This window comes from Caulobacter sp. FV2ye17ST, from assembly GCF_058680955.1.
Window position 1 is genome coordinate 1473075 of record NZ_CM178727.1, and the last position, 23234, is coordinate 1496308.

Here is a 23234-nt window from a genome sequence, read left to right on the forward strand (position 1 = left end):
ATCTCCCGCCATTCAACGGGTTCCGAAGCTTCCCCAAGCTCTGGACCCCATATCTGGTGTTTTGACCACCCCGCCGGCAGTCGTCCTACCACATATCGTAAAGAAAACGTTAAATCACACAATGGGCGCCAAGTGGTCTGTCCACAGAAACTAGATGTTGATTCGGAAAGGGTCTGACTTGCGCCTTGAGGGCCCAAAGCGCACATGCGTAAGGGAATTTTGGGACTCGGGTTCATGAGAGACATGGCAGACAGCGTCGTTCCGCCGCAGCCGCGCGATTATCATGGCTGGAACTGGAGTGGGTTCTTCACCCTGTACCAGCGCGAGATCCGCCGCTTCTGGAAGGTGGGCACCCAGACGGTGGCCGCTCCGGTGGTGACCACCTTGCTCTACATGCTGGTCTTCGTGGTCGCCGTCGGTCCTGCGCGACAGGCGGTGGACGGGGTGAGCTTCGGCCATTTCGTGGCCCCGGGCCTGATCATGATGGCCATCCTCAACAACGCCTTCGCCAATTCGTCCTCGTCGCTGATCCAGGCCAAGATGATGGGTCTGACGCCGGACTTCCTGACCCCGCCGCTGTCGCCTCTGGAGCAGGTCTCGGCCTTCGCCTTGGGCGCGGCGACGCGCGGCGTGGTGGTCGGCGCGGTGACGGCCATTGTCATCGGCCTGCTGCCGGGCGCGGGCCTGGGCGTCGCCCACGTCTGGCCGATCTTCTATTTCGGGATCGGCGCGTCGCTGATCCTGGGCCTGGCCGGTATTCTGGCGGGCCTGTGGGCCGAGAAGTTCGACCAGCTGTCGGCCGTGACCAACTTCCTGATCATGCCGATGACCTTCCTGTCGGGCACCTTCTATCTGGTCGACAGGCTGCCGGAGCCTTTCCGTTCGGCCAGCCACTACAACCCGTTCTTCTATCTGATCGACGGGTTCCGCTACGGCTTCATCGGTCATGCCGACGGCTCGATCCTGATTGGCGTGATCACCACGGCGGTCCTGACCATCGTGCTGTTCCTGTGGTGCTGGCATCTGTTCCGCACCGGATATCGCCTCAAGACCTGAGCGGTGTGGCGCGCGCGACCCAAGCGCGTAATTTCACAAAACTTTCCCGGCCAGTTTCATTGACAGAGCGTCGTTCCACGGCGACAACCTGCGGCCTTCCGGTCCCCGTGCGAACAGCGCGGGGGCTTCTTTCCTTTTTGGGAGGCGGTCTTGACCAGCCCGACGTCTTCGAAGTCCTCGCAACAGCACATCATGGGCGTCTACAACCGCGCCCCGTTGGCGTTCGAGCGAGGCCGAGGCGCGCGCCTGTTCTCGACCGACGGCGATGTCTATCTGGACTGCGTGGCGGGTATCGCCACCGACGGTCTGGGCCACGCCCACCCGGTTCTGGTCGAGGCGCTGAAGACCCAGGGCGAGAAGCTCTGGCACGTCTCCAACATCTATCGCATCCCCGAGCAGGAAGAGCTGGCCGACAAGCTGTGCGCCCACAGCTTCGCCGACGTGGTGTTCTTCACCAATTCGGGCACAGAGGCGATCGAGTGCGCGCTGAAGACCGCCCGCAAGTATCACACCGCCAACGGCCAGCCCGAGCGGACCGAGATCTTCGGTTTCGACGGCTCGTTCCACGGCCGGTCGTATGCGGCGGTCAACGCGTCGGGCAATCCCAGCTATGTCGAGGGCTTTGGCCCGCGCCTGCCGGGCTACAGCCAGCTGACCTTCGGCGACCATGACGCCCTGAAGGCCGCCATCGCGCAGCCGACCACCGCGGCGATCATTGTCGAGCCCGTGCAGGGCGAGGGCGGCGCGCGGTCGATCCCCGAGCACTGCCTGGTCAGCCTGCGTTCGCTGTGTGACGAGCACGGCGTCCTGCTGATCTATGACGAAGTGCAGTGCGGCATGGGCCGGACCGGCAAGCTGTTCGCCTATGAGTGGGCGCCCGGCGGCGAGCCGCACATCATGGCCGTGGCCAAGGCCCTGGGCGGCGGCTTCCCGGTCGGCGCGTGCCTTGCCACCACCGAGGCGGCCAAGGGCATGACCGTGGGCGTCCACGGCTCGACCTTCGGCGGCAACCCGCTGGCCATGGCCGTGGGCAAGGCGGCTTTCGACACGATCAACACGCCCGAGATCCTCGACAACGTGAAGACCGTGGCCGGCTATTTCGTGCAGCAGCTGAACGGCCTGAAGGATCGCTTCCCGGACGTCATCGTCGACATCCGCGGCAAGGGCTTCCTGATCGGCATCAAGCTGATCCCGAACAACCGCGAGTTCATGGTCCTGGCCCGCGACGAGAAGCTGCTGGTGGCGGGGGGCGGCGACAACTGCGTGCGCCTGCTGCCGCCGCTGAACCTGACCATCGAGGAAGCCAGCGAGGCGATCGCCAAGCTGGAGAAGGCCTGCGAGGCCGCTCGCTCGAAACTGGCGGCCGCCTAAACTCCAACTCTTATCCGCTCTTCCCGGCGAAAGCCGGGACCCAGATCAAGCCCGCTGCTTTCCCGGATGTATCTGGGCCCCGGCTTTCGCCGGGGAGAGCGGGGAGGGAATGGCAATGACCCAACCCCGGCACTTCATCGATCTCTGGAAGCTCGACGGCGCCACGCTGCGTCTGATGCTGGAGGACGCCAAGGCCCGCAAGACCGCCCGCAAGGGCTGGGGCCAGGGCAAGGTCGACGCCGACGCGCCCGCCGATGGTCGCGTTCTGGCGATGATCTTCCAGAAGAACTCGACCCGCACCCGCTTCTCGTTCGACGCGGCGATCCGCCAGCTGGGCGGCTCGGGGATCATCTCGACCTCCAACGACATGCAGCTGGGGCGCGGCGAGACCATCGAGGACACCGCCCGCGTGCTGTCGCGCATGGTCGACGCGGTGATGATCCGCGCCAACAGCCACGCTGACGTGGAACGCTTCGCCCAGGTCTCGACCGTGCCGGTGATCAACGGCCTGACTGACAAGAGCCACCCGTGCCAGATCATGGCCGACCTGCTGACCATCGAAGAGCATCGCGGCGACGTGGGTGGCAAGACCATCGCCTGGGTCGGCGATGGCAACAATGTCTGCTCCAGCTTCATCCACGCCGCGCCGCTGCTGGGCTTCAAGCTGAAGATTGCCTGTCCGGCGGTGTATCACCCCGACCTGGTGGATCTGGCGCGCGCCCAGGATCTGCAGGGCCAGGTGACCATGACCGACGACCCGCGCGAGGCCGTGCGCGGCGCCGACGTGGTCGTGGCCGACACCTGGGTCTCGATGGGCGACACCGATCACGACCAGCGCCTGGCGGCGCTGGAGCCGTATCAGGTGGATGAGGCGCTCATGGATCTTTCCAAGCCCGACGGCGTCTTCCTGCACTGCCTGCCGGCCCACCGGGGCGAGGAAGTCACCGACGCCGTGCTCGATGGTCCGCGGTCCCTGGCCTGGGACGAGGCCGAGAACCGCATCCACGCCCAGAAGTCGGTTCTGGCCTGGGCGTTCGGCGCGATCGGGTAGGGGGCGGGGCGCCGGCCAGCGTCCGGTGGGGTTGGAACACTGGCCGGCTTTGCCGCCGCGTATGGGCAAAAGCGGCGACCTTTCTGGCGTGCTCCGACTCTCCTCGCTCCACAATGGGTCCGGGCCCGGACCGTACCCATATTGGATAGGGCGCGGCCTAGCCGGGCGGCGGCGCATCTAGGGGCTCGCATTTTCGCTGGAAGCTCCTATCTAACCGCCCCATGACCGACACCACCGCCATTCCCGCCCTCGACGACATCGTTTCCGCCTTTCAGATCGAAGGCCTGCCCGTGCGCGGCCGTGTCGTGCGCCTGGGCGCCACCGTCGACGAGGTGCTGACCCGCCACGACTATCCCGAGCCGGTCGCCAACCTGCTGGGCGAGGCTTGCGCCCTGGCCGCCCTGGTCGGCTCCAGCCTGAAGTTCGAGGGCCGGCTGATCGTCCAGGCCCAGGGCGACGGACCCGTGCGCTATGTCGTGGTCGACTACGACACCAGCGGCGGCCTGCGCGGCTATTGCCGGTTCGACCCCGAGGAAGTCGCCAAGGCCTCGGAGGGCTTCGCCCGCCCCGGCGCCAAGACCCTGCTGGGCGGTGGCGTGTTCATCATGACCCTGGACCAGGGCGCGGACATGGACCGCTATCAGGGCGTCACGCCGATCGAAGGCGAGACCCTGGCCCTGTGCGCCGAGCAGTATTTCCAGCAGTCGGAACAGACCCCCACCCGCGTGCGCCTGGCCGTTGGCCAGGCGGATACCGGCGAAGGGCTCAAGTGGCGCGCCGGCGGCATCCTGATCCAGTCGATCGCCGGCGACGAGACGCGCGGCGAGACGAAGGAAGCCTGGACCCATGCCCAGGCCTTCTTCGAAACCACCGGCGAGGACGAGCTGATCGACCCGACTCTGAGCACGCCGACCCTGCTGTGGCGGCTGTTCAACGAGGACGGCGTGCGGCTGATCGAGGAGAAGCCGCTGCGCTCCTTCTGTCGCTGCTCGGATGACCGCATCGCCGTGGTGATCCAGTCGTTCACCGAGGCGGAAAAGGCCGAGATGGTCGAGCCCGACGGCAAGATCCACGTGACGTGCGAGTACTGCTCGCGGGTCTATGCGGTGGATCCGGCCTCGGTCGGCTAAGGCTTGATTCACGCCGCCGGCGTTCGGTCGGCGGCGTGAACCTGAGGTCAGCGCGGTCTTACGGGCAACACCGTCACATTGGGGGACGACAAGCTCTCGATTGCCCTGGCGCCGATCAAGGTTATCTCGGCGTGAGACGGGCTGGGGGCGGCGTCCGCGAGCGTGTGGACGATGACGGCGGTTGTCTCGCCCTTGTGGCCGACCTCATGCACGACCGGCGCGCCGAGGGTGGCGATGACGCCGCCGTTTTCGTCCTTCAGGATCATGCTCACGGCGTTGGGGCTCAGCGGCGCTTCGAAGGCTGTCCGCGTGATCACGAGCTGAACTTCGCGCGCGCCGGTCACCAGGTTGCGGGTCAGGTCCGCCGAGACGAGCTTGTCGCCGGCTCGCATACCGACGGGCGCTGCTGCTGTCGAGGCCGCCGCGACCATGACATTAACAGCGCCGGGTGCTGTCTCGGCGCCATTGACGGTCCAGGTGTTGGTCGCGAGCACCTCATTGGTCGCGGTGTTGATCAGATCGCCCTTGAACTCGAACGCCACCGAGTAGGCGGTTCCCGCAGTCACATTGTAAAATCCCGGGGAGTCCGACATCGAGAATGAGCAGCCGGTGGCCTGGCTCGGCGTGTAGTTGTCGAGCGGGCTGGTGGGGCACGACCGGTGGCCGTAGGCCGTGCAGGTTCCCGACGGACAGCCATCCTCCTGATAGACGGCCGAGAGCGTCGTATTGAGCGCTGCGCAGAGCGTGAGCGGAACGGATGACCCGCCTGCCGACAGTGCGCCCTTCACATATTGCCGATACTCGCCGTCCGCGCAGGTCTCGCCCTGGCCATGGGTGAAGGTGGCGGTGTTGTTGAAGGTGGAGGTGAAGTTCCCGTTGTTGAAGGTCGGTGCGAGATTGCCTGCAGGCGTGGTGAACGCGGAATAGCCGATAGCCATGGGTCTTCTCCTTGCTGGAGGCGCGGTCGCGCGCCGCCGGACGCCGCCGACGGGCTTGAGACCACGGTGTGAGAGGGAAACAGGGGCATGACGGGTCGCTTGCTGGCTCAAGCGACCCGCCCGCCAGGCAGCGGTACGGTACGGGGGGGGGGGCTCCCCGTCGGCGCTGTTAGCTGTAGGTGACCGAGAAGGCGCCGTTGGCGGCCTGGACGACGGTCGCGGTGGTTTGCGGCAGACCGGTGAAGTCGATCGTGGCGATCTGGTTCGAGGTCGCCGAATAGTCGATGACCTGGCCGGCCTGATAGAGCTGGTCGGCGACGTAGAACTTCACGACCGGCGTGATGTTGTAGATCTCGTTGGGCAAGGCGGCGAAGCTGGCCACCGGGCTGGGGATCAGCGAGCCGTTGGAGCTGGCCAGGCCGAGCACGAAGTTGTTGGCCGGCGTGAAGTCGGTGGTGGTGGTGATCGAGAACGACCCGTTCTGGGCGGTGCCCGGGCTGGTGACCGAACCAAAGCCCGTGGCGCCGGTGTTGGTGAAGGCCACCGTGTCGGTGGTGGCGGTGTTGACCTGCTTGGTGCCGCCGGAGTCGATGATCGTGGTGGGGCTCAGCTGAGCCGCGGCTTGCGACCAGTAGGCGTAGGTCGACTGGGTGTAGACGACGGAATCCCAACCGCCGTCGGTGATGTTCTCGAAGGTCGCCCAGGCGTTGGTGTAGACGGGCACCGTGCCGCCGTTCGACGTGACCACGGGTTGAGCCATGAAGGCCACATAGCTCTTGTTGGCCTGAGCGTTGTTCAGGATCTTGATCGTATAGGTCGCCATTGCGCCAATTCCTCTGGAAGCGTTGCTGTTTGAGGTCGGACAAAAGGGCGAAGGACCTGCATTGGCTGAGCGCCTCACAGTGTCCCCGTCGTTCCTCCGACAAAGCAACCCTAGGACGATAATACTTTGTTAACACCCGTGGCGTGTTGCGTCTCGCGCAACTGGCGCGTGCACTTCTTGCGCCGGGCGCAAGAGCGATCTGCGCCGTCAGTCGGTCGGGGCGATGCTCTCGAGGAAGACCACCAGGTGACCACGCGCCGCCGCGGGAAGGCGGCGGCCGACCTCGATCAGGTCGGCCTCTTCAGGATGGGGTGAGGGCGTCTTGTGGCGGTCCATGTCGCCGCGGCCCAGGATCAGCCAGTCCAGGGAGACGTCGAGCACCTCCGAGAGGCGCACGGCGTTGTCGAGCGTCATCGCGCCGTCCCTGCGCCAGCGGCTGATGGCGCTTTCATGGACGCGCAGGTCGAGGGCCAGGGACAGCATCTTGGTGATGCCGCGGCCCTTTATGGCCTCGCTTAGCCGTTCCCCCCGGGACGCCATGCGTGCGATCGATCCTTGGGTCTAAGGTCTTTCGAACGTCACCCACCGCCATAGGCACCGCAGGATGTAAGCGGAAATCGGACCGCCACGGCACGGAATACATTCCCTGATTGTATTGAAGTCGAGATCGCGCGCGTGGCGTCGAGCGATCGCTGTTGGACGCTGTCGCGATGGAGCAAGAGCCAGCCGTTGGCTGGCGCCGCGTCCGGCAGCGTCTAAGTGACTTCGGCGCCCGTCGGGATCAGTTGTATCGCCGCGCCGCGCCCGGCAGGTGCAGCGAGAACTCGGGGATCTCGGCGTCGAACACGTCGCCGCCCTCGGTCATCATCTGGTAGCTGCCGCGCATGGCGCCCGACGCGGTCGGCAGGGGGCAGCTGGAGACGTAGCGGAACGCCTCGCGGGCCTTCAGTTCCGGCTGCTCGCCGACCACGCCGGAGCCCTCGACCTCGTTGCAGCGATTGAGGGCGTCGGTGATCGCCCAGCGGCGGGCGACCAGGTGCACCGTCTCGGCGCCGTGGTTCTCGATCTCCACCGTGTAGGACCAAAGATAGAGGCCTTCCTCGGGCGCGGATTCCTCGGGCAGGTAAACGGGCGCCACGCGCACGACGATGTCGCGCGTGCGGGCTTCATAGATGCCGCCATCGGCGCCGCGACGCTTGCGGATCCGCTGCAGCGGCGGGGAGGTTTCACGCCTGGTCGAGCGCACGGGTCACATCTCGCGTCAGATCGGCAAGGCTTTCGAGACCGACCGACAGGCGCACGCCGCCTTCGGTGACGCCCAGGGACGGACGTTCGGCCTCGGGCACCGAGCGGTGGGTGGTGGTCGGCGGGTGGGTGGCCATCGACTTGGCGTCGCCGAGGTTGTTGGAGATGTCGACGATCTCCAGCGCGTTCAGGAACTTGAACGCGGCTTCTCGTGTGCCAAGATCCAGCGCCACCACGGTGCCGCCGCCCGTCATCTGCGACTTGGCGACGTTATGGCCCGGGTGGTCGTGGCGGAAGGGGTAGAGCACCTTCTGGGTCTTCTTGTGCTCGGCGATCACATTGGCCAGGGCGAAGGCGGTGTCGGTCTGGCGGCGCACGCGCAGGTCCAGCGTCTCCAGGCCCTTGACCAGCACCCAGGCGTTGAAGGGCGACAGTGACGGGCCGGTGTGGCGCAGCATGTCGCGATAGAATTCCTCGGCGATCGCCTCGCTGGTCAGGATCGCCCCGCCCAGAACCCGGCCCTGACCGTCGATGTGCTTTGTGGCCGAATAGACGACGACGTCGGCGCCCAGCTTCAGCGGCTGCTGGAAGATCGGGGTGGCGAAGACGTTGTCGACGATGACCTTGGCCCCCACCGCGTGGGCGATCTCGGACACGGCGCGGATGTCGGTGATCTCCAGCACCGGGTTTGACGGCGTCTCGATCAGCACGGCCTTGGTGTTGGGCCGCATGGCCGCTTCCCAGGCCTTGGGGTCGGTGGCGTCGACGAAGGTGGTCTCGACGCCGAAGCGCGGCAGCCATTCGGCGATCAGCCAGCGGCACGAGCCGAACAGGGCGCGGCCGGCCACGACGTGGTCGCCAGCCTTCACCAGGCCCATCAGGGCGGCGTTGATCGAGGCCATGCCCGTGGCCTGGGCGCGGCACACTTCGGCGCCTTCCAGCAGGGCCAGGCGGTCCTCGAACATCTTCACGGTCGGGTTGTTGAACCGCGAATAGACGAAGCCCGGATCCTCGCCGGAAAAGCGGCGATCGGCGCCCTCGGCGCTGTCATAGGTGAAGCCCTGGGTCAGGTAGAGCGCCTCGGCGGTCTCCATATATTGCGACCGGGCCAGCCCCCCGCGGATCAGCTTGGTCGCGATGTCCCAGTCTTTCGGGTCCTCGGCCACGGGGTGTTCCTTCTTCGGCGCGGAAAAGGCCGGCATAAGGGGTTTAGAGGGCCGCAGGGTCAAGGCGGATAGGCCTGATTTCAACACCACAATTGCTTGAGGCGAGCGGTTGTCTCTCCAGCCTTGCCTTCCAGGCGAGCTTTAGCGACTGTCGCGCCAATGACCGACGCCCATTCCGCAGGGATTCTGCCCTGCCAGACCATCGAAGACCTCATCGCCCAGGAGGCGATCACCTCTCAGACGCCGTTCGACGTCGATCAGGTGCAGCCCGCCAGCCTGGACCTGCGGCTGGGCGCGCGCGCCTGGCGGGTGCGCGCCTCGTTCCTGCCGGGCCTGGGCCGTCGCGTGACCCAGCGCCTGAAAGACGTCGCCATGCACGAGCTGGACCTGACCAAGGGCGCGGTGCTGGAGAAGGGCTGCGTCTATATCGCCGAGCTGCAGGAAAGCCTGGCCCTGCCGGCCAATATCTCGGCGCGCGGCAATCCCAAGAGCTCGACCGGGCGGGTGGATGTCTTCGTGCGCCTGCTGACCGATCACAGCCGCGCCTTTGACGACGTCGACGCCGGCTATGAGGGGCCGCTCTATATGGAGATCGCGCCTCAGACCTTTTCGGTTCTGGTGCGGTCGGGCACGCGCCTTAACCAGTTGCGCCTGAAGCGGGGCGAGCCGGCCAAGCTGTCGATTCGCAGTGTCGGGGTCGACCTGTCGCCCGGCATGGGCGGCATTGTCGGTTTCCGCGGCCGTCGCCACGCTGGCGTCGTCGACCTGGACCACGAGGACGGCCACGATCCGCGCGACTTCTGGGAACCGCTGGAAACCCGCCATGGCGAGCTGCTGCTGGATCCGGGCGAGTTCTACATCCTGGCGTCCAAAGACGACATCGAGATCCCGGTGCTGGAAGCGGCCGAGATGACGCCGATCGATCCGTCGGTCGGTGAGTTCCGCGTCCACTATGCCGGCTTCTTCGATCCGGGCTTTGGAACCGAGGAAGCCGCCGCTGTCGGCTCCAAGGGCGTGCTGGAAGTGCGCAGCCACGAGACGCCGTTCCTGCTGGAGGACGGCCAGACCGTGGCCCGGCTGGTCTATGAGCCCCTGACCGCCCGGCCCGCGCGGCTGTACGGGGAGGGCGGGTCGCACTACCAGCGCCAGGGCCTGAAACTGTCCAAGCACTTCAAGGCCTGGACCTGAGTCAACATGCCCCTGGGGCGTTAGGTCGCGCCGGACTTAAGTCCCGCCTTAAACCGACTCACGCTTAGCTCTGGCTCACGCATTTCGCACGAGCCGGAGCGTCGTGATGGACAAGCACAGGACTGGATCAGGGCGGCGTCTGGCGCGCGCCGCTGATAGCGGCGGCGCGCGTGTCACAGCGCCAGCCTAGCCCTCGCGGCATTGCGTCACACCACATGTGGTAGGCGAGATTGATCTGAATACTAGTGATAGATTTAAAACGTCGGAAGAGTCGGGCAACGACCTGGACCGGCGCCCCGAATTTCCAAGGAGGCCGCGTTATGGCCCGTCTCGGTTCTGACCCGTTTTCGATCCTTCAGACCCGCATCCGCGCCTGGGAGGGATGCGCCAGGATCCCGGGCTGCGACAAGGCCATATGGCGGCAGGACGGCGCGGGCCGGGTGATCCGCTGGGCCGATTTCGGCGACCGCTTCTCGCGCTATGGTTGGGAAATGCGCAGCTGCAAAAGCACGGGTGTGCTGGCTCGCGCCCTCAAGCGCCGCACGATCGAGGCGATCCACTGGCGTGGAGTTCTGGGCGATGAGGCCCGCGACGTTTTCGATCTGCCCAAGGCCGCTTGAAGAGCTGACGGACCTTACATTTAGTCGCCTCTCCCATACAAAAAGATAAGCACGCTTGACATGCATCGGGTGGGCATGACAAATACCCTTGTCATTTCGATAGGGGTGCTTGTCATGGAAACTAAATCCGGCGCGCGATGGCCGCGTCAAACCAAAGCCCAGGCGGTGCTGATCGGCTGCGTCTCCATCGGCGCCGTCACCGGCTTTGTCTGGGGCTTTCTTGAGGGGCTGGACAGGCCTCTCCCGATGCCGGTTCAGCTGACGGTCGCCGCGGTCTTGCTGGTCGTGGGTGCGGGCGCGTCGATCTACTACTGGCGGCTGATCGACGAGGCGGCCCGGGAGGCCCACAAGTTCGCCTGGTTCTGGGGCGGCAGCACCGCCCTGATCCTGGCCCTGCCGACCCTGTTCTTCATCGACGCCTCGATCTGGGAGGCCCTTCTGGGCGCCCATGACACCCGCTACTGGGTCATGGCCGGCGTCCAGGCTGTCGTTCTGATCCAGCTGGCCGGCTACATCCTGGCCTGGGTCGGCTGGTGGCTCTTTCGGTCGCGCTGATCCGGAAATAGGAGACCCGACATGAACAGTTCAACCACCGTCGCCGGACGCCGCTATATCGCCCGGTTCATTCCCGCCATGCTGGCCTATGTCGTCGTGCTGTGCGGCGCCCTGTGGGCAATCAGTAACCTTCATCCGACCGGACCGCTGCTCTGGCTCCTGGCCGTCGCCCCGGCGTTCCCGGTCATCGCGGTGATCGCCATCATGGGTCTCTACCTGATCGAGGAGACCGACGAGTTCATCCGCTCGGTCCTGATCCAGTCGATGCTGTGGGGCGTCGGGATCACGCTGTCGGCTTGCACGGCGTGGGGTTTTCTGGAGAACGCCGACGTCGTGCCGCACATCCCGCTCTATCTGGTGTTTCCGCTGTTCTGCGGCAGCTTCGGCCTGGCCCAGCCCTTCGTGCGCAGGAGGTACCAGTGAAGAACCGGCTCAAGGTGCTGCGCGCCGAGCGCGACTGGAGCCAGGCTGACCTCGCCGAACGCCTGGAGGTCTCGCGCCAGACCATCAACGCCCTGGAGACGGGCAAGTACGACCCCAGCCTGCCGCTGGCCTTCAAGATCGCCCGGCTCTTCAGCCAACCCATCGAAGCCATCTTCCAGGACGAGGCCTAGCCTCTCTTGATCGCGGCGGGATCGCCCCGCCGTCATCTCTCGAACAAGGATTGTCGCCATGTGTAACCGCCGTTTTTCGGCGCGCGCTTTCGCGTGCCTGATCGCCATCTTCGCCGCCATCGGCGTCTTTGGCGGCAACCACGCCCACTCGGCCCCGGTCTCCGATCGCATCGCGGTCACGGTCAGCGGGCAGGGGCCTGACGTTGTGCTGATCCCGGGCCTGGCCTCGTCCGGCGCGGTCTGGGACGCCACGGTCAAGCAGCTTTCGGGGCGCTACCGCGTCCACGTCGTCCAGGTCGCCGGTTTCGCCGGCGCGCCGGTCGGCGGCAATGCCGAGGGGCCCGTGCTGGAGCCGCTGGTCGAAGCCGTCGACAGCTACATCAAGGGCGCCGGGCTGAAGTCGCCCGCCGTGATCGGCCATTCGATGGGCGGCCTCACCGGTCTGATGCTGGCCCGCCGCCATCCCGAGGACCTCAGCCGCCTGATGATCGTCGACAGCCTGCCGTTCTATGCCGTGCTGTTCTCGCCGGCCGCCACTGTCGACGGCGTCAAACCGCAGGCGACGGCCATGCGTGACAGCATGACCGCCATGTCGGCCGAGACCTTCGCCGCTCAGCAGGCGATGACCATGCCTCGCCTGGTCAAGTCGCCGGACGGCCTGAAGGCTGCGCTGGACTGGTCGAAGACCTCATCACAATCGGTCGTGGCGCGCGCGCTCTACGATGTTCTGACCACCGACATGCGCGGTGAGCTGGCCGCCGTCACCACGCCGACCACGATGCTCTATCCCTATGATCCGGCCATGGGCGCGCCCCAGGCCATGGTCGACCAGACCTATGCCGGCGCCTATGCCGCCTTGCCCAAGGTCAGGCTGGAGCGCGTCGACGGCGCCTTTCACTTCATCATGGTCGACCAGCCGGCCGCCTTCGCCGGCGCGGTCGAGCGCTTCCTGAAATAGCCGCTTTCGCCGGGCCCGATTGCGCCCGGCGAGGGTTCACCCCTAACTCGTCCTCGCATCCGTTCAGAGAATCACATGCTCCGCACCGTCTTCCAGCCCGCCCGCCGGGCGTTCATCGGCCTGGTTTCCCTGCTGGCCCTTGGCCTCGCCGCCCCGGCTATGGCCGAGCCCGCCCTGTGGGCGATCAAGGACCAGGACTCGACGATCTATCTGTTCGGCACCATCCACGTGCTCAAGCCTCAGACCCAGTGGCGCTCGCCCCGGATCAATCAGGCCCTGAAGGCCAGCGATGATCTGGTGATCGAGGTCCTGGGCGCCGACGATCCGGCGGTCATGCAGCCGCTGGTCATGCAGTACGGCCTGGATCGCGCCACGCCGCTGTCGCAGAAGCTGTCGTCCAAGGACTTCAAACGCGCCCAGGGCCTGGCCCAGGCCGCGGGCATGCCGCCCCAGGCCATGGAGGTCATGCGACCCTGGCTGGCCTCGATCTCGCTGGCCATGCTGCCGGTGATTAAGGCCGGTTATGATCCGCGCAGCGGCGTCGAGCAGGTGATTTCCGGAGAGATGAAGGCGGCCGGCAAGTCGGTCTCATCGCTTGAGACGGTGGAGCAGCAGATCCGGTTCTTCGCCGACATGCCGACCAAGACCGAGGTCGAGATGCTGCAGGCCACTCTGGACGACGCCGAGGCCGGCCCCGCCAAGATCGACAGCATGGTCGCGGCCTGGGCGGCCGGCGACATCCGGGCCCTGGAGGAGCAGTTCATCACCGAGATGAAGACCAACTATGCCGAGGTCTATGGCGTACTGCTGACCGACCGCAATCGCGACTGGGCCACTCAGCTTAAGACCAAGCTTGCCGGCTCGGGCGTCAGTTTCGTCGCCGTTGGCGCGGGCCACCTCGTGGGTCCCGACAGCCTGCAGGCGCAACTGGCCACGCTGGGTGTCCAGGCCGAGCGCGTGAAATAGCCATGCCAGGGACGGGTGCGCCGGTCGGTCGCATCCGTCAGCGCAGGCGATGGTTGAGCCAGAGGGCGAGACCCGTTACGCAATTCAGACCACGGTGAAGATCGCGCCGCAGAGACCCGCCATGTCCGCCCAAACCGCCGCCAAGAAACACACAGCGCTTCGCATCCTGGTGACGGGCGGGGCCGGCTTTGTCGGCTCTCACCTGTGCGACCGGCTGATCGCCCGCGGCGATCGCGTTGTGTGCCTGGACAACCTGTTCACGGGCAGCAAGGACAACATCGCCCACCTGATGGATCACCCGAACTTCGAGTTCGTGAACCACGACGTGAACCACCCGATCTTCATCCCGGTGGACCAGATCTACAACCTGGCCTGTCCGGCCTCGCCGATCCACTATCAGTACGATCCGGTGATGACCGTGCGCACCAATGTCATGGGCGCCATCAACATGCTGGACCTGGCCAAGCGCACCGGCGCCCGGGTGATGCAGGCCTCGACCAGCGAGGTCTATGGCGACCCCGAGATCCACCCCCAGGTCGAAAGCTACTGGGGCCGGGTCAATCCGATCGGGCCGCGCGCCTGCTATGACGAGGGCAAGCGCTGCGCCGAGACCCTGTTCTTCGACAGCTTCCGGCAGGACAGCATCGACATCAAGGTCGTGCGGATCTTCAACACCTACGGTCCGCGCATGGCGATCAATGACGGCCGGGTGGTCAGCAATTTCGTGGTCCAGGCCCTGACCAACCAGCCGATCACCATCTACGGCGAAGGCCAGCAGACCCGCAGCTTCTGCTATGTCGACGATCTGGTCGAAGGCTTCATCCGCATGATGGCCACGCCCACTGGCTTCACGGGCCCGGTCAATATCGGCAATCCCAACGAGTTCACGATCCTGGAGCTGGCCCAGCAGACCATCGCCCAGATCGGCTCGACCTCGGTGATCGAGCGCAAGCCCCTGCCGCAGGATGATCCCCGTCAGCGCCAGCCCGACATCACCCTGGCTAAGTCGGCGCTGGACTGGGAGCCCAGGACCCAGCTGAAGGAAGGCCTGGCCAAGACCATCGCCCATTTCAAGGCGGTGCTGGGCAAGGGCCTAGTCGAGGACGAGAGCCGAGGCTAGCCCGTTTCACCGTCCGCGGCTCTTGAGAACCCGGCCCAGACCCGCTAGACGACCCGAACGCCTCGCGGGCGTAGCTCAGAGGTAGAGCGTCTGCTTCCCAAGCAGAATGTCGTGGGTTCGATTCCCATCGCCCGCTCCAAGGCTCGCGGTTCTGCGGTCTGGGTCGGGCCTTTGACGGAGCGCCCTCGTGAGGAAACTCTTCGACAAGGCGCAGCGCGCCGAAGCCGCGCTCGACTTCGAGGAGGCTGAACGCCTTTTCAGGCTAGCGGCGCGCATGCATCCGCGCGATCTGGCGATCCAGCACAATCTGGGCGGCGTCCTGTCCAGCCGCAGTCGGCTGCCCGAGGCCGAAAAGGCCTATCGCCGCGCCCTGGCCATCGATCCGGAGTCGGCGCGCACCCACTATGCGCTCAGCCAGGTCATCATGATGCAGGGGCGCTACAGGGATGCGATCCCGCATTTTAGGCGGCGGCACGACGTGCCCAAATACAACACCAACAAGCCCGCCTTTTTCGAGTGTCCCGAATGGAATGGCGAAGACCTTGCCGGTCGCTCGTTGTTGATCTGGCCCGAACAGGGCTTTGGCGATGAACTTCAGTACGCTCGCTTCGCGCCGATCCTGGCCGAGCGCGGCGCGACCGTCAGGCTGGTCTGCAGACCACAGGTGTCTCGACTGCTTGGCAGATCGTTGCCGGGCGTCGAGGTCTATGAGGGCAGTGGTCGGGTCGAAATCCCGGACTGCGACTTCTACGCCATGGGGCCCGATATCGTCGGCCTGATGGACTATACACTCGAGACGGTTCCAGGAGCGCCTTACCTCAAGGCCGGCGGGAAGGTCACGTCTTCCGCCCGGATCGGTCTGGTCACGGGGGGCAGCGCCGCACATGGCAACAATGCCTACCGCTCGCTTGACGAGGCGAGCGGCTTGAAGCTGGCCGCCGCGCTCGGCGCGACCGTCGGCCTGGACTACGCCGCCACGGGCGGGAAGGATTTCGCCGACACCGCTGACATTATCGAAGGTCTGGATGTCGTCGTGACCGTCGATACGGCCATCGCCCATCTGGCGGGTGGAATGGGCAAGACTGTATGGCTGCTGCTCACCCGGATCGACACCGATTGGCGATGGGGAAGGGGGCGGGACCGATCAACCTGGTACCCCTCCGCGGAGTTCTTCTTCAGCGATGCCAAAGGGCGCTGGGACGAAACCATCGAGCGCCTGGGTGAGCGGTTTTCAGCTCGGGGTTAGCGGCTTCAGCTCTCCCAGCACGGTCGGGATCAGTTCCGACACCGTCGGGTGGATATGCACGGCCCGCTGCAGGGTGGTGCAGGGCGCCTTGGCGTACATGATGTCGAGGATGCCGTGGATGGCCTCGTCGCCGCCGACGCCCAGGATCGCGGCGCCGAGGATCTGTTTGGTTTCGGCGTCGACCAGCACCTTCATGAAGCCCCTGGTCTCGCCCTTCTCGACCGCGCGGCCCACGCGGGTCATCGGCCGCGTCCCGATCAAGGCGGGACGCCCCGTGGCGCGGACCTCGGCCTCGCTCATACCGACCCGGGCCAGAGGCGGGTCGATATAGAGGGCGTAGGCGGTGATGCGGTCGCTGACCTTGCGGGCGTCATCGTCGAGCAGGTTGGCGGCGACGATCTCGAAGTCATCGTAGGCGGTGTGGGTAAAGGCGCCCTTGCCGTTGCAGTCGCCCATCGCCCAGACGCCGGGCACACTGGTGCGCAGCTGGTCGTCGACGACGATGTAGCCGCGCTTGTCCACCGCGACCCCGGCCGCTTCGAGGCCCAGGTCGTCGGTATTGGGCTTGCGGCCCACGGCCAGCAGCACGTGCGATCCGGTCACCTCGGGCGCGCCGGCCTCGCAGGTGACGTGGACGCAGACGCCGTCCGCATGGGTGGCGAAGCTGATGCACTCGGCGTTGAGGCGCACGCTGATCCCCTCGGCCTCGAGGATCTCCTGCACGGCCTGCGAGACCTCGGGGTCCTCGCGCCCGATCAGGCGCGGCCCCATCTCGACCACCGTCACCTCGGCCCCGAAGCGGCGGTACATCTGGGCGAATTCCAGCCCGATATAACTGCCGCCGATGATCACCAGGTGCTCGGGCACGCTATCCATCTGCATCATGTCGGTGTTGGTCAGGTAGGGAACCTGGTCCACACCCGGCATGTCGGGAATATTGGCCCGGCCGCCGACATTGATGAAGATCTGGCTGGCGCTCAGCAGGTCGTCGCCGACCCGCACCGCCGTGGCGGATTCGAAGCGGGCGTGGCCGACGAAGGTCGTGCAGCCGGGCATGCCGTTCAGCCAGGTTTCCACGCCGTGGCGGGCGTTGCGGACGACGGTCTGCTGCCTTTCCTTGACCCGCTTCATGTCGATGCCGACCGGGCCGGCCAGGGTGACGCCGTACTCGGCGGCGCGGCGGGCCAGGTGCGCGGCATGGGCGCTGGCGATCAGGGTCTTGGTCGGCATGCAGCCGGTATTGACGCAGGTGCCGCCAAACAGCTTGCGCTCGATCACGGCAACGGTCTTTCCGGCCGCCGTCAGCCGTTCGGCCAGGGCGGGACCGGCCTGGCCGGCGCCGATGATGATGGCGTCGAAGGTCTGGTTCACGAGAGCGCCGTCACGATCAGCGCCGCGCCGCCCACGGCGACGGCGTCTTCAAGAAGCGCTGCGGGCAGATCCTTGCCGAAGGCCCGGGCCAGGCGGCCCCGGATCTCGGCCCCGCCCAGCGTGCCGATCACCGCGCCGATGACGCCCGCGACCGCGCCGCCGATCCAGGCGCCATGAGCCATGCCGATCGCCGCGCCGGAGAGGCCGCCGGTCAGGATGCGGGTCCCGAACTGCACCGGAACCTTTCGGCTGGGGGTCTTGGGAAGCTGATCGGCCACCAGTTCCAGCAGGGCCAGGGCGCTGAAGATCCAGGGCGTCAGGCTTGCGCCAAGCCAGCCCAGGGGCGTGCCGGCCAGGGGCAGCCAGCCCAGATGGGCGGCCCAGCTGACCGCCGCCGGAGCGGTCATGGCGCGAAGACCGGCGATGACGCCGATCAGCAGGGCGAGGAGATAGAAGACCATGCCAGGCTCCAGAGCGATCGAGCGTCCCGTGATCTGGCGCCCGGTTGGAGCAAATCGCAAGCGGCGCCGTCGGTCTTGGACGTTTCGATCGTCCCTGGTCTCGATGTGATGGGCCGCGACCGGCTCTAGGCCGCGGCGGCCACGCACTGTGACAGGGTTGACGCCAGGGCCGAGGCTTCGATCGGCTTGGGCAGGACGCCATCCATCCCCGCCTTCATGTAGCTTTCCACCTCGTGGTTCAGTACGCTGGCGGTGACGGCGATGATCGGGGTCCGCGCGGCTCCGGCCAGGGCCTCTTCACGGCGGATCGCCCGCGTGGCCTCGACCCCGTCCATGTCGGGCATGTGCACGTCCATGAAGATCGCGTCCCAGGGCTGGGCGCGCCAGGCCGCCACGGCTTCGCGACCGCTGACCGCGAAGCCGCAGGTGACGCCGAAGGGTTCGACCAGGGCGGCGAGGATGCGCCGGTTGACCGGATTGTCGTCCACCACCAGAAGCGAAGCGGGCGCCTCCCCGGCGAACTCGCCGTCCTCGTCCTCGATCGGGGCTTCGGACGATAGCACCGACGGGATCGGCGCCGTGAAATCGAACCGTGCGCCGATGCCCAGGGCCGAAGTGACCGTCAACGCGCCGCCCATGCGCTCGGAAATCTCGCGGCAGATGGCCAGGCCCAGCCCGATGCCGCCGACCTGGCGGGTCGATGAATTGTCGACCTGGACGAAGCGCTCGAAGATCGCCTCGTGGTCCTTCGCGGCGATGCCGATGCCGGTGTCGATCACCGCGATCTGAAGCTGATGATCGTCGCCGGTGATCTTGACCGTGACGCCGCCCTGCCGCGTGAACTTCAGCGCGTTGGCGACCAGATTGGCGACGACCTGGGCCAGCCTGTCGCCGTCGCCGCGTCGGAAACGCGTCAGATCGGGTTGCAGGGCGATGGTCAGGGACAGGCCCCGCTCCCGGGCCATGGGCTGGTGGAGTTCCCGGATGTTACTGACCAGGGTCTCCAGCGAGAATACGTTCAACCGTAATTGCAGGCCGCCGGCCTCGATCTGCGAGATGTCGAGGATGTCGTCGATCAGTTGCCGCATCACGCGGGAGGCGGTCTTCATTACCCCCAGGCGCTGGCGTTGTGGCGGGGTGAGGTCTTCGCGCGCCAGCAATTGACCTTCGCCCAGGATGGCGTTCAGCGGGGTGCGCATTTCGTGGCTCACCATGGCCAGGAACTGCGACTTGGCGCGGTTGGCGACCTGGGCCTTTTCCGACAGGCGTTCCAACTGCTCGGTGCGGGCGCGCACGCGGCTTTCCAGGTCGCGGTTCAGCAGGCTGGTGTCGTGATTGCGTCGCCGGATATCCTCGAGCAGCTCGCGGTTCTCGTCGCGCAGCCGCAGGCAGTCGACCAGCAGGGCGTGGTTGTTGCGATGGCCCACAATCATCACCACCCAGAAGACGACGCCAAGGGCGCCCAGGCTCGCATCCACGCCACCCAGAGTGATCAGGGTTATGGAGGCGGGTAGCAGGATGAGAGAGACATAGATCCGGCCGGTCCATTTCTGGGGCGACAGAACGCCGACCGCGCCGCCCGCCAGCGCCGACAGCACCACGATCAGGGCATAGCGCGTAACAAGGCTGTCGACCGGAATGCGCAGGTAAGCCAGCAGCGCCCACAGGCCCGCGCTCAGGATCAGGCCCGCACTGTGAAGCCGCGCCAGAGACCACAGGTGATCGGCCAGCAACCGGCCAGCCAGGGCGGCGCCCAGCAGGCGGTCGATCACCAGGCGAGTGGCCAGCAGGGTCAGGACGACGACTAGCCAACCCACGTGGAAGGGGCGCTCGGCCGGTTGCGCGATCAGGGTGACGCCGATCGCCGCCGCAGCCTGAACCGCCATGGTGGCCATGCTGTTGCGCTGCGCCTGCCCCAGCAGGGCGAGCCTCAGGGCTTCGCCCCACGGCCTATCCTCTGCTCCGTCAGACCGCATTCCAGAACTCGCACCGGGCCATCATTTTCTTCAATACGGCCGCCAGGGTGAACGAAGATATGCCAATCTGAGCGGCAAAATGTCGCGTAGCCTGGCCGTAAGCCCTTTCCTGTCAGCGCGCCGGCTCGTCCAGCCAGGCGGCGACCCAGACCAGCGGCGCGTTCCAGTTGATGGCCACCTCGTTCTGGGTGAAGGCGCGATAGTCGTCGGTCCAGCAGGTCTGGGGCGCGCACTGGCCCTTCATGTCCCTGGCCACGGGGTCGCCCATGCTGGTCGAGTTGGGACCGCCCGAGACCACGCCGGGCGGCGGTGCGGGATAACGGGCGTCGGCCTGCCGGGCCCAGAAGCGGTGGTGTGGGTTGCGCATCGGCCGCGCGCCATGGCCGGTGACGAACGAGCGGTCCAGCGGGTTGCGGCCCAGGATCCAGTCCATGGCGTCGACCGCCCCATCGCGATAGGCGGCCTTGCCCGTGAAGTCAGCGGCCAGGCCCAGCACCATGGCCCGGTTCAGCACCGAAGAGGTCGAGCCCCAGGGATAGCCCCTGGGCGCATAGGGCAGGGCGTAGCCCTGGGTGACGCCATCCGCCAGATAGCGGTCGGCGCTGGCGGCCAGATTGGCGTGGGCCGTGGCGACCTCGGCGGGCTTCAGGCCGTTGGGCACCAGCGCCAGGGTGATCGTCCCCAACGCGCCGACCGAGGGCCAGCCGATGTCGCCCGTCGGCCTGCCGCCCGCCGCTAGTCCGGATGCAGAGGGGGCAGCCAGGAACAGTGGCGAGGCGCGCAGGGCGGTCTCGTACTCGGCCGCGCCGGTCGTCGCGTACAGCTCGGCGGCGGCCCAGTAGAACTCGTCTTCCACATTGCCGTCGCCATAGCCGCCGCTGCCTGTGAAGGCGCCCAGAGCGTAGACCTCGGGATTGCGCCGGGCGGCCGCGTACGCGCGCCGAGCGGCGTCGAGGCAGCGGGCCGAGAAGGCCGGATCGATGCTCTTCCAGATCCGCGCCGCCTGGGCCGCCGTGGCGGCCAGGTTCAGGGTGGCGGCGGTGGTCGGGTGATACAGGTAGCGGGTTTCCCTGTCGTCGGCCGGGGCGGTGGGCAGGGCCGTCCAGCGCTCGTCGCCCATCCGCTGGTGGGCCATGCCGGAGGCGTCCAGCTCGGTCAGGACCAGGCGACCGGTCGGGCCGACCTCTTGATGTCCCACAGGCAGGGCCAGGGTCTTGCCCTGCGGAACCTGCATGGCCAGCAGGAAGTCCATCTCCCAGCGGGCCTCGTCCAGCAGGTCGGAGACGCCGTTGGCGTTCTCGGGAATCCTGCCCTTGCCGTCGGCGAAGGCGGCCAGGGTCGTGGTCTTGCCCAGCACGGCGGCGCGCTCGTGGGCGTTCAGCAGGGTCCAGACCGATATGCCGCCATTGACGACGTACTTGCCGTGGTCGCCGGCGTCGTACCAGCCCCGGCTGACGTCCAGGGTATAGTCGCAGCCGGCCCAGACCTGGCCGCGTTCGTCGGCCTTGTCGAAGCAGGTCGCCTTGTCCGGCGCGTGGCCGGCGGGGCGGGCCAGATCCGGTCGCTGAACGAACCGCGCCTCGATCGGGATGCTGGCGCGGTTCTGGTAGAAGAAGCCCAGGGCGTCGGCCTTTAGCGCGCCATACAGCCGCCCGCCGATGGCGAAGGGTCGGCTCTGCGCCGCGCCGACGCTCAGGCGATAGCCGTCGCCGGAGCCCCTGAAGGCGCTGAAATCGATCTGGTGGACATGCTCGCCGGAGGCCGCGTCGGCGCCGAACACCCGGGTCTCGCCGCTGGCGACGACCCCGCCCTTCGCGTCGCGCAGGCTCCAGGCCAGCGGGCGGGTCGAGGGATCAGCCAGCATGGCGCGCTTGGGGCCCGTCGCCTCGACGCCCAACTGGTTGAGGCGGATGGGTTGGACGGTGTCTTGCGCCGCCGCGCCGCCAGCCAGGGCAAGAGTCAGGGCGAGGGCCTTCAGGGCCGGGCTGATCCTGGTCATATGCGTCTTCCTGCCTGCCGACGCGTCATGGCCGCGCGTCTTCGGGCGCAGGTTAGCGGTAACCTGACAGCGTTGTCGTCCGCAAAATTTCGCTCAGACCCGCTCGACCACCATCGAAATCCCCTGGCCGACGCCGATGCACATCGTCGCCAGGCCATAGCGACCTTCCCGGCGATGCAGCTCCTCCACCGCCGTCAGCGCCAGACGCGCGCCGCTCATGCCCAGCGGATGGCCCAGAGCGATGGCGCCGCCGTTGGGGTTCACGTGCTCGCCGTCGTCGGGCAGGCCCAGCGCCCGCAGCACCGCCAGCCCCTGGGCGGCGAACGCCTCGTTCAGTTCGACCACGTCCATCTGGCCGATGGTCAGCCCCAGCCGCGCCAGCAGCTTCTGGGTCGAGGGCGCGGGGCCAAAGCCCATGACACGCGGCGCGACGCCGGCGGCGGCCGAACCGACGATGCGGGCGCGTGGCGTCAGGCCGTGGCGCTTGATGGCGTCTTCGGAGGCGATGATCAGCGCCGCCGCGCCGTCATTGACGCCCGAGGCGTTGCCGGCGGTGATCGTGCCGTCGGGCCGGACGATGGGCTTGAGGGCCGACAGCGCCTCGATCGTAGTGGCGCGGGGGTGTTCGTCCTTGCTGACCACGACGGGGTCGCCCTTGCGCTGGGCGATGCTGACCGGAACGATCTCGGCGTCGAAGCGGCCGCTGGCCTGGGCGGCGGCGGCGCGAGCCTGGCTGCGCAGGGCGAAGGCGTCCTGGTCGGCGCGGTTGACGCCGTAATCGTCGGCGACGTTCTCGGCGGTCTCGGGCATGGAGTCCACGCCATAGGCCTTGCGCATGGCCGGGTTGACGAAGCGCCAGCCGATGGTGGTGTCGAAGATCTCGGCGCTGCGCGAGAAGGCGCTGTCGGCCTTGCCCATCACGAACGGCGCGCGGCTCATGCTCTCGACGCCGCCGGCGATCATCAGTTGGGCCTCGCCCGACTTGATGGCGCGGGCGGCCACGCCCACGGCGTCCAGGCCCGAGCCGCACAGGCGGTTGATTGTCGAGCCCGAGGCCTCGGTTCCCAGCCCCGCCAGCAGGGCGGCCATGCGGGCCACGTTGCGGTTGTCCTCGCCGGCCTGATTGGCGCAGCCCAGCACCACGTCGTCGATCAGGCTCCAGTCGACGCCCGGGTTGCGCGCGGCCAGGGCCTTCAGCGTGATCGCCGCCAGATCGTCGGCCCGCACCGACGACAGAGCTCCTGCATAGCGGCCGATGGGGGTGCGGATCGCGTCGCAGATGAAGGCTTCGGCCATGGCGGATCTCTCAAACATTTGTTCGGCGCACCCTAGCGGCCGGGCGGGCGCGATCAAGTCGGCGAATGGCTGGACACCGGTGTC

Annotated in this window: 23 protein-coding genes and 1 tRNA gene; 14 read left to right on the forward strand and 10 right to left on the reverse strand. The window is 67.0% G+C overall.

The annotated features are described in order from the left end of the window. Positions 1–234 precede the first annotated feature (234 nt). The 4 genes from ACW17V_RS07125 (at position 235) to ACW17V_RS07140 (ending at position 4608) form a co-directional block, all read left to right on the forward strand. Entirely contained in the window at positions 235–1056 is an 822-nt protein-coding gene (locus ACW17V_RS07125; protein WP_492108163.1) for an ABC transporter permease, read from the forward strand. A gap of 150 nt (positions 1057–1206) precedes the next feature. Then, a complete protein-coding gene (locus ACW17V_RS07130; protein WP_492108164.1) occupies positions 1207–2427 on the forward strand; it encodes an aspartate aminotransferase family protein in 1221 nt (406 codons plus the stop codon). A gap of 115 nt (positions 2428–2542) precedes the next feature. Further along, the gene (argF, locus tag ACW17V_RS07135) at positions 2543–3478 is read left to right on the forward strand and encodes an ornithine carbamoyltransferase (RefSeq protein ID WP_492108165.1); all 936 of its coding nucleotides are present in this window, start codon (positions 2543–2545) and stop codon (positions 3476–3478) included. A gap of 221 nt (positions 3479–3699) precedes the next feature. After that, positions 3700–4608, forward strand: a complete 909-nt coding sequence (locus tag ACW17V_RS07140) for an Hsp33 family molecular chaperone (protein ID WP_492108166.1) — start codon at positions 3700–3702, stop codon at positions 4606–4608. A 47-nt stretch (positions 4609–4655) separates the two neighbouring features. Here the strand turns inward: ACW17V_RS07140 and ACW17V_RS07145 are convergent, their stop codons facing one another. From ACW17V_RS07145 to metZ, 5 genes are all read right to left on the reverse strand, one after another. After that, positions 4656–5546 carry a hypothetical protein gene (locus tag ACW17V_RS07145; RefSeq protein ID WP_492108167.1) on the reverse strand — a complete coding sequence of 297 codons (891 nt, stop codon included), beginning with the start codon at positions 5544–5546 and terminating at the stop codon, positions 4656–4658. A 169-nt stretch (positions 5547–5715) separates the two neighbouring features. Beyond that, a complete protein-coding gene (locus ACW17V_RS07150; protein WP_492108168.1) occupies positions 5716–6369 on the reverse strand; it encodes a hypothetical protein in 654 nt (217 codons plus the stop codon). 207 nt (positions 6370–6576) lie between these two features. After that, positions 6577–6909, reverse strand: coding sequence for a helix-turn-helix domain-containing protein (locus tag ACW17V_RS07155; protein WP_492108169.1), 333 nt, complete (start codon positions 6907–6909; stop codon positions 6577–6579). A 241-nt stretch (positions 6910–7150) separates the two neighbouring features. Continuing rightward, positions 7151–7615 carry a Co2+/Mg2+ efflux protein ApaG gene (apaG, locus tag ACW17V_RS07160; RefSeq protein ID WP_492108170.1) on the reverse strand — a complete coding sequence of 155 codons (465 nt, stop codon included), beginning with the start codon at positions 7613–7615 and terminating at the stop codon, positions 7151–7153. Beyond that, positions 7596–8780: an O-succinylhomoserine sulfhydrylase gene (metZ, locus tag ACW17V_RS07165; protein WP_492108750.1), complete on the reverse strand. Its 1185-nt coding sequence runs from the start codon at positions 8778–8780 to the stop codon at positions 7596–7598. The genes apaG and metZ overlap by 20 nt, the downstream gene beginning before the upstream one ends. Positions 8781–8939: 159 nt before the next feature. Here metZ and ACW17V_RS07170 point away from each other — a divergent pair, with 159 nt between their 5' ends. The 10 genes from ACW17V_RS07170 (at position 8940) to ACW17V_RS07215 (ending at position 16047) form a co-directional block, all read left to right on the forward strand. Then, complete coding sequence (locus ACW17V_RS07170; protein ID WP_492108171.1) at positions 8940–9968, forward strand: 2'-deoxycytidine 5'-triphosphate deaminase; 1029 nt, start codon at positions 8940–8942, stop codon at positions 9966–9968. Positions 9969–10288: 320 nt separating this feature from the next. After that, the gene (locus tag ACW17V_RS07175; RefSeq protein WP_492108172.1) at positions 10289–10588 is read left to right on the forward strand and encodes a hypothetical protein; all 300 of its coding nucleotides are present in this window, start codon (positions 10289–10291) and stop codon (positions 10586–10588) included. Positions 10589–10702: 114 nt separating this feature from the next. Next, positions 10703–11143, forward strand: coding sequence for a hypothetical protein (locus ACW17V_RS07180; protein WP_492108173.1), 441 nt, complete (start codon positions 10703–10705; stop codon positions 11141–11143). Between the two features lie 21 nt (positions 11144–11164). Continuing rightward, on the forward strand, positions 11165–11566 hold the full coding sequence (locus ACW17V_RS07185; protein ID WP_492108174.1) for a hypothetical protein: 402 nt from the start codon (positions 11165–11167) through the stop codon (positions 11564–11566). Next, on the forward strand, positions 11563–11757 hold the full coding sequence (locus tag ACW17V_RS07190) for a helix-turn-helix transcriptional regulator (protein ID WP_419317414.1): 195 nt from the start codon (positions 11563–11565) through the stop codon (positions 11755–11757). The genes ACW17V_RS07185 and ACW17V_RS07190 overlap by 4 nt, the downstream gene beginning before the upstream one ends. Positions 11758–11815: 58 nt before the next feature. Further along, the gene (locus ACW17V_RS07195) at positions 11816–12715 is read left to right on the forward strand and encodes an alpha/beta fold hydrolase (RefSeq protein ID WP_492108175.1); all 900 of its coding nucleotides are present in this window, start codon (positions 11816–11818) and stop codon (positions 12713–12715) included. 75 nt (positions 12716–12790) lie between these two features. Next, positions 12791–13681 (forward strand): TraB/GumN family protein, encoded by an 891-nt coding sequence (locus tag ACW17V_RS07200; protein ID WP_492108176.1) that lies wholly within the window; start codon positions 12791–12793, stop codon positions 13679–13681. 121 nt (positions 13682–13802) lie between these two features. Next, a complete protein-coding gene (locus ACW17V_RS07205; protein ID WP_492108177.1) occupies positions 13803–14801 on the forward strand; it encodes a UDP-glucuronic acid decarboxylase family protein in 999 nt (332 codons plus the stop codon). Positions 14802–14865: 64 nt separating this feature from the next. Continuing rightward, positions 14866–14940, forward strand: a tRNA-Gly gene (locus ACW17V_RS07210). 48 nt (positions 14941–14988) lie between these two features. Next, positions 14989–16047, forward strand: a complete 1059-nt coding sequence (locus ACW17V_RS07215) for a tetratricopeptide repeat protein (RefSeq protein ID WP_492108178.1) — start codon at positions 14989–14991, stop codon at positions 16045–16047. Here ACW17V_RS07215 and ACW17V_RS07220 read toward each other — a convergent pair. From ACW17V_RS07220 to pcaF, 5 genes are all read right to left on the reverse strand, one after another. Further along, positions 16033–17418: an FAD-containing oxidoreductase gene (locus tag ACW17V_RS07220; protein ID WP_492108179.1), complete on the reverse strand. Its 1386-nt coding sequence runs from the start codon at positions 17416–17418 to the stop codon at positions 16033–16035. The genes ACW17V_RS07215 and ACW17V_RS07220 overlap by 15 nt on opposite strands. Next, entirely contained in the window at positions 17415–17879 is a 465-nt protein-coding gene (locus tag ACW17V_RS07225; RefSeq protein WP_492108180.1) for a DUF4126 family protein, read from the reverse strand. The genes ACW17V_RS07220 and ACW17V_RS07225 overlap by 4 nt, the downstream gene beginning before the upstream one ends. 125 nt (positions 17880–18004) lie before the next feature. Continuing rightward, positions 18005–19855: an ATP-binding protein gene (locus ACW17V_RS07230; protein ID WP_492108181.1), complete on the reverse strand. Its 1851-nt coding sequence runs from the start codon at positions 19853–19855 to the stop codon at positions 18005–18007. Between the two features lie 112 nt (positions 19856–19967). Next, the gene (locus tag ACW17V_RS07235; protein ID WP_492108182.1) at positions 19968–21854 is read right to left on the reverse strand and encodes a glycoside hydrolase family 9 protein; all 1887 of its coding nucleotides are present in this window, start codon (positions 21852–21854) and stop codon (positions 19968–19970) included. Positions 21855–21947: 93 nt separating this feature from the next. Continuing rightward, on the reverse strand, positions 21948–23150 hold the full coding sequence (gene pcaF, locus ACW17V_RS07240; RefSeq protein ID WP_492108183.1) for a 3-oxoadipyl-CoA thiolase: 1203 nt from the start codon (positions 23148–23150) through the stop codon (positions 21948–21950). Positions 23151–23234 lie beyond the last annotated feature (84 nt).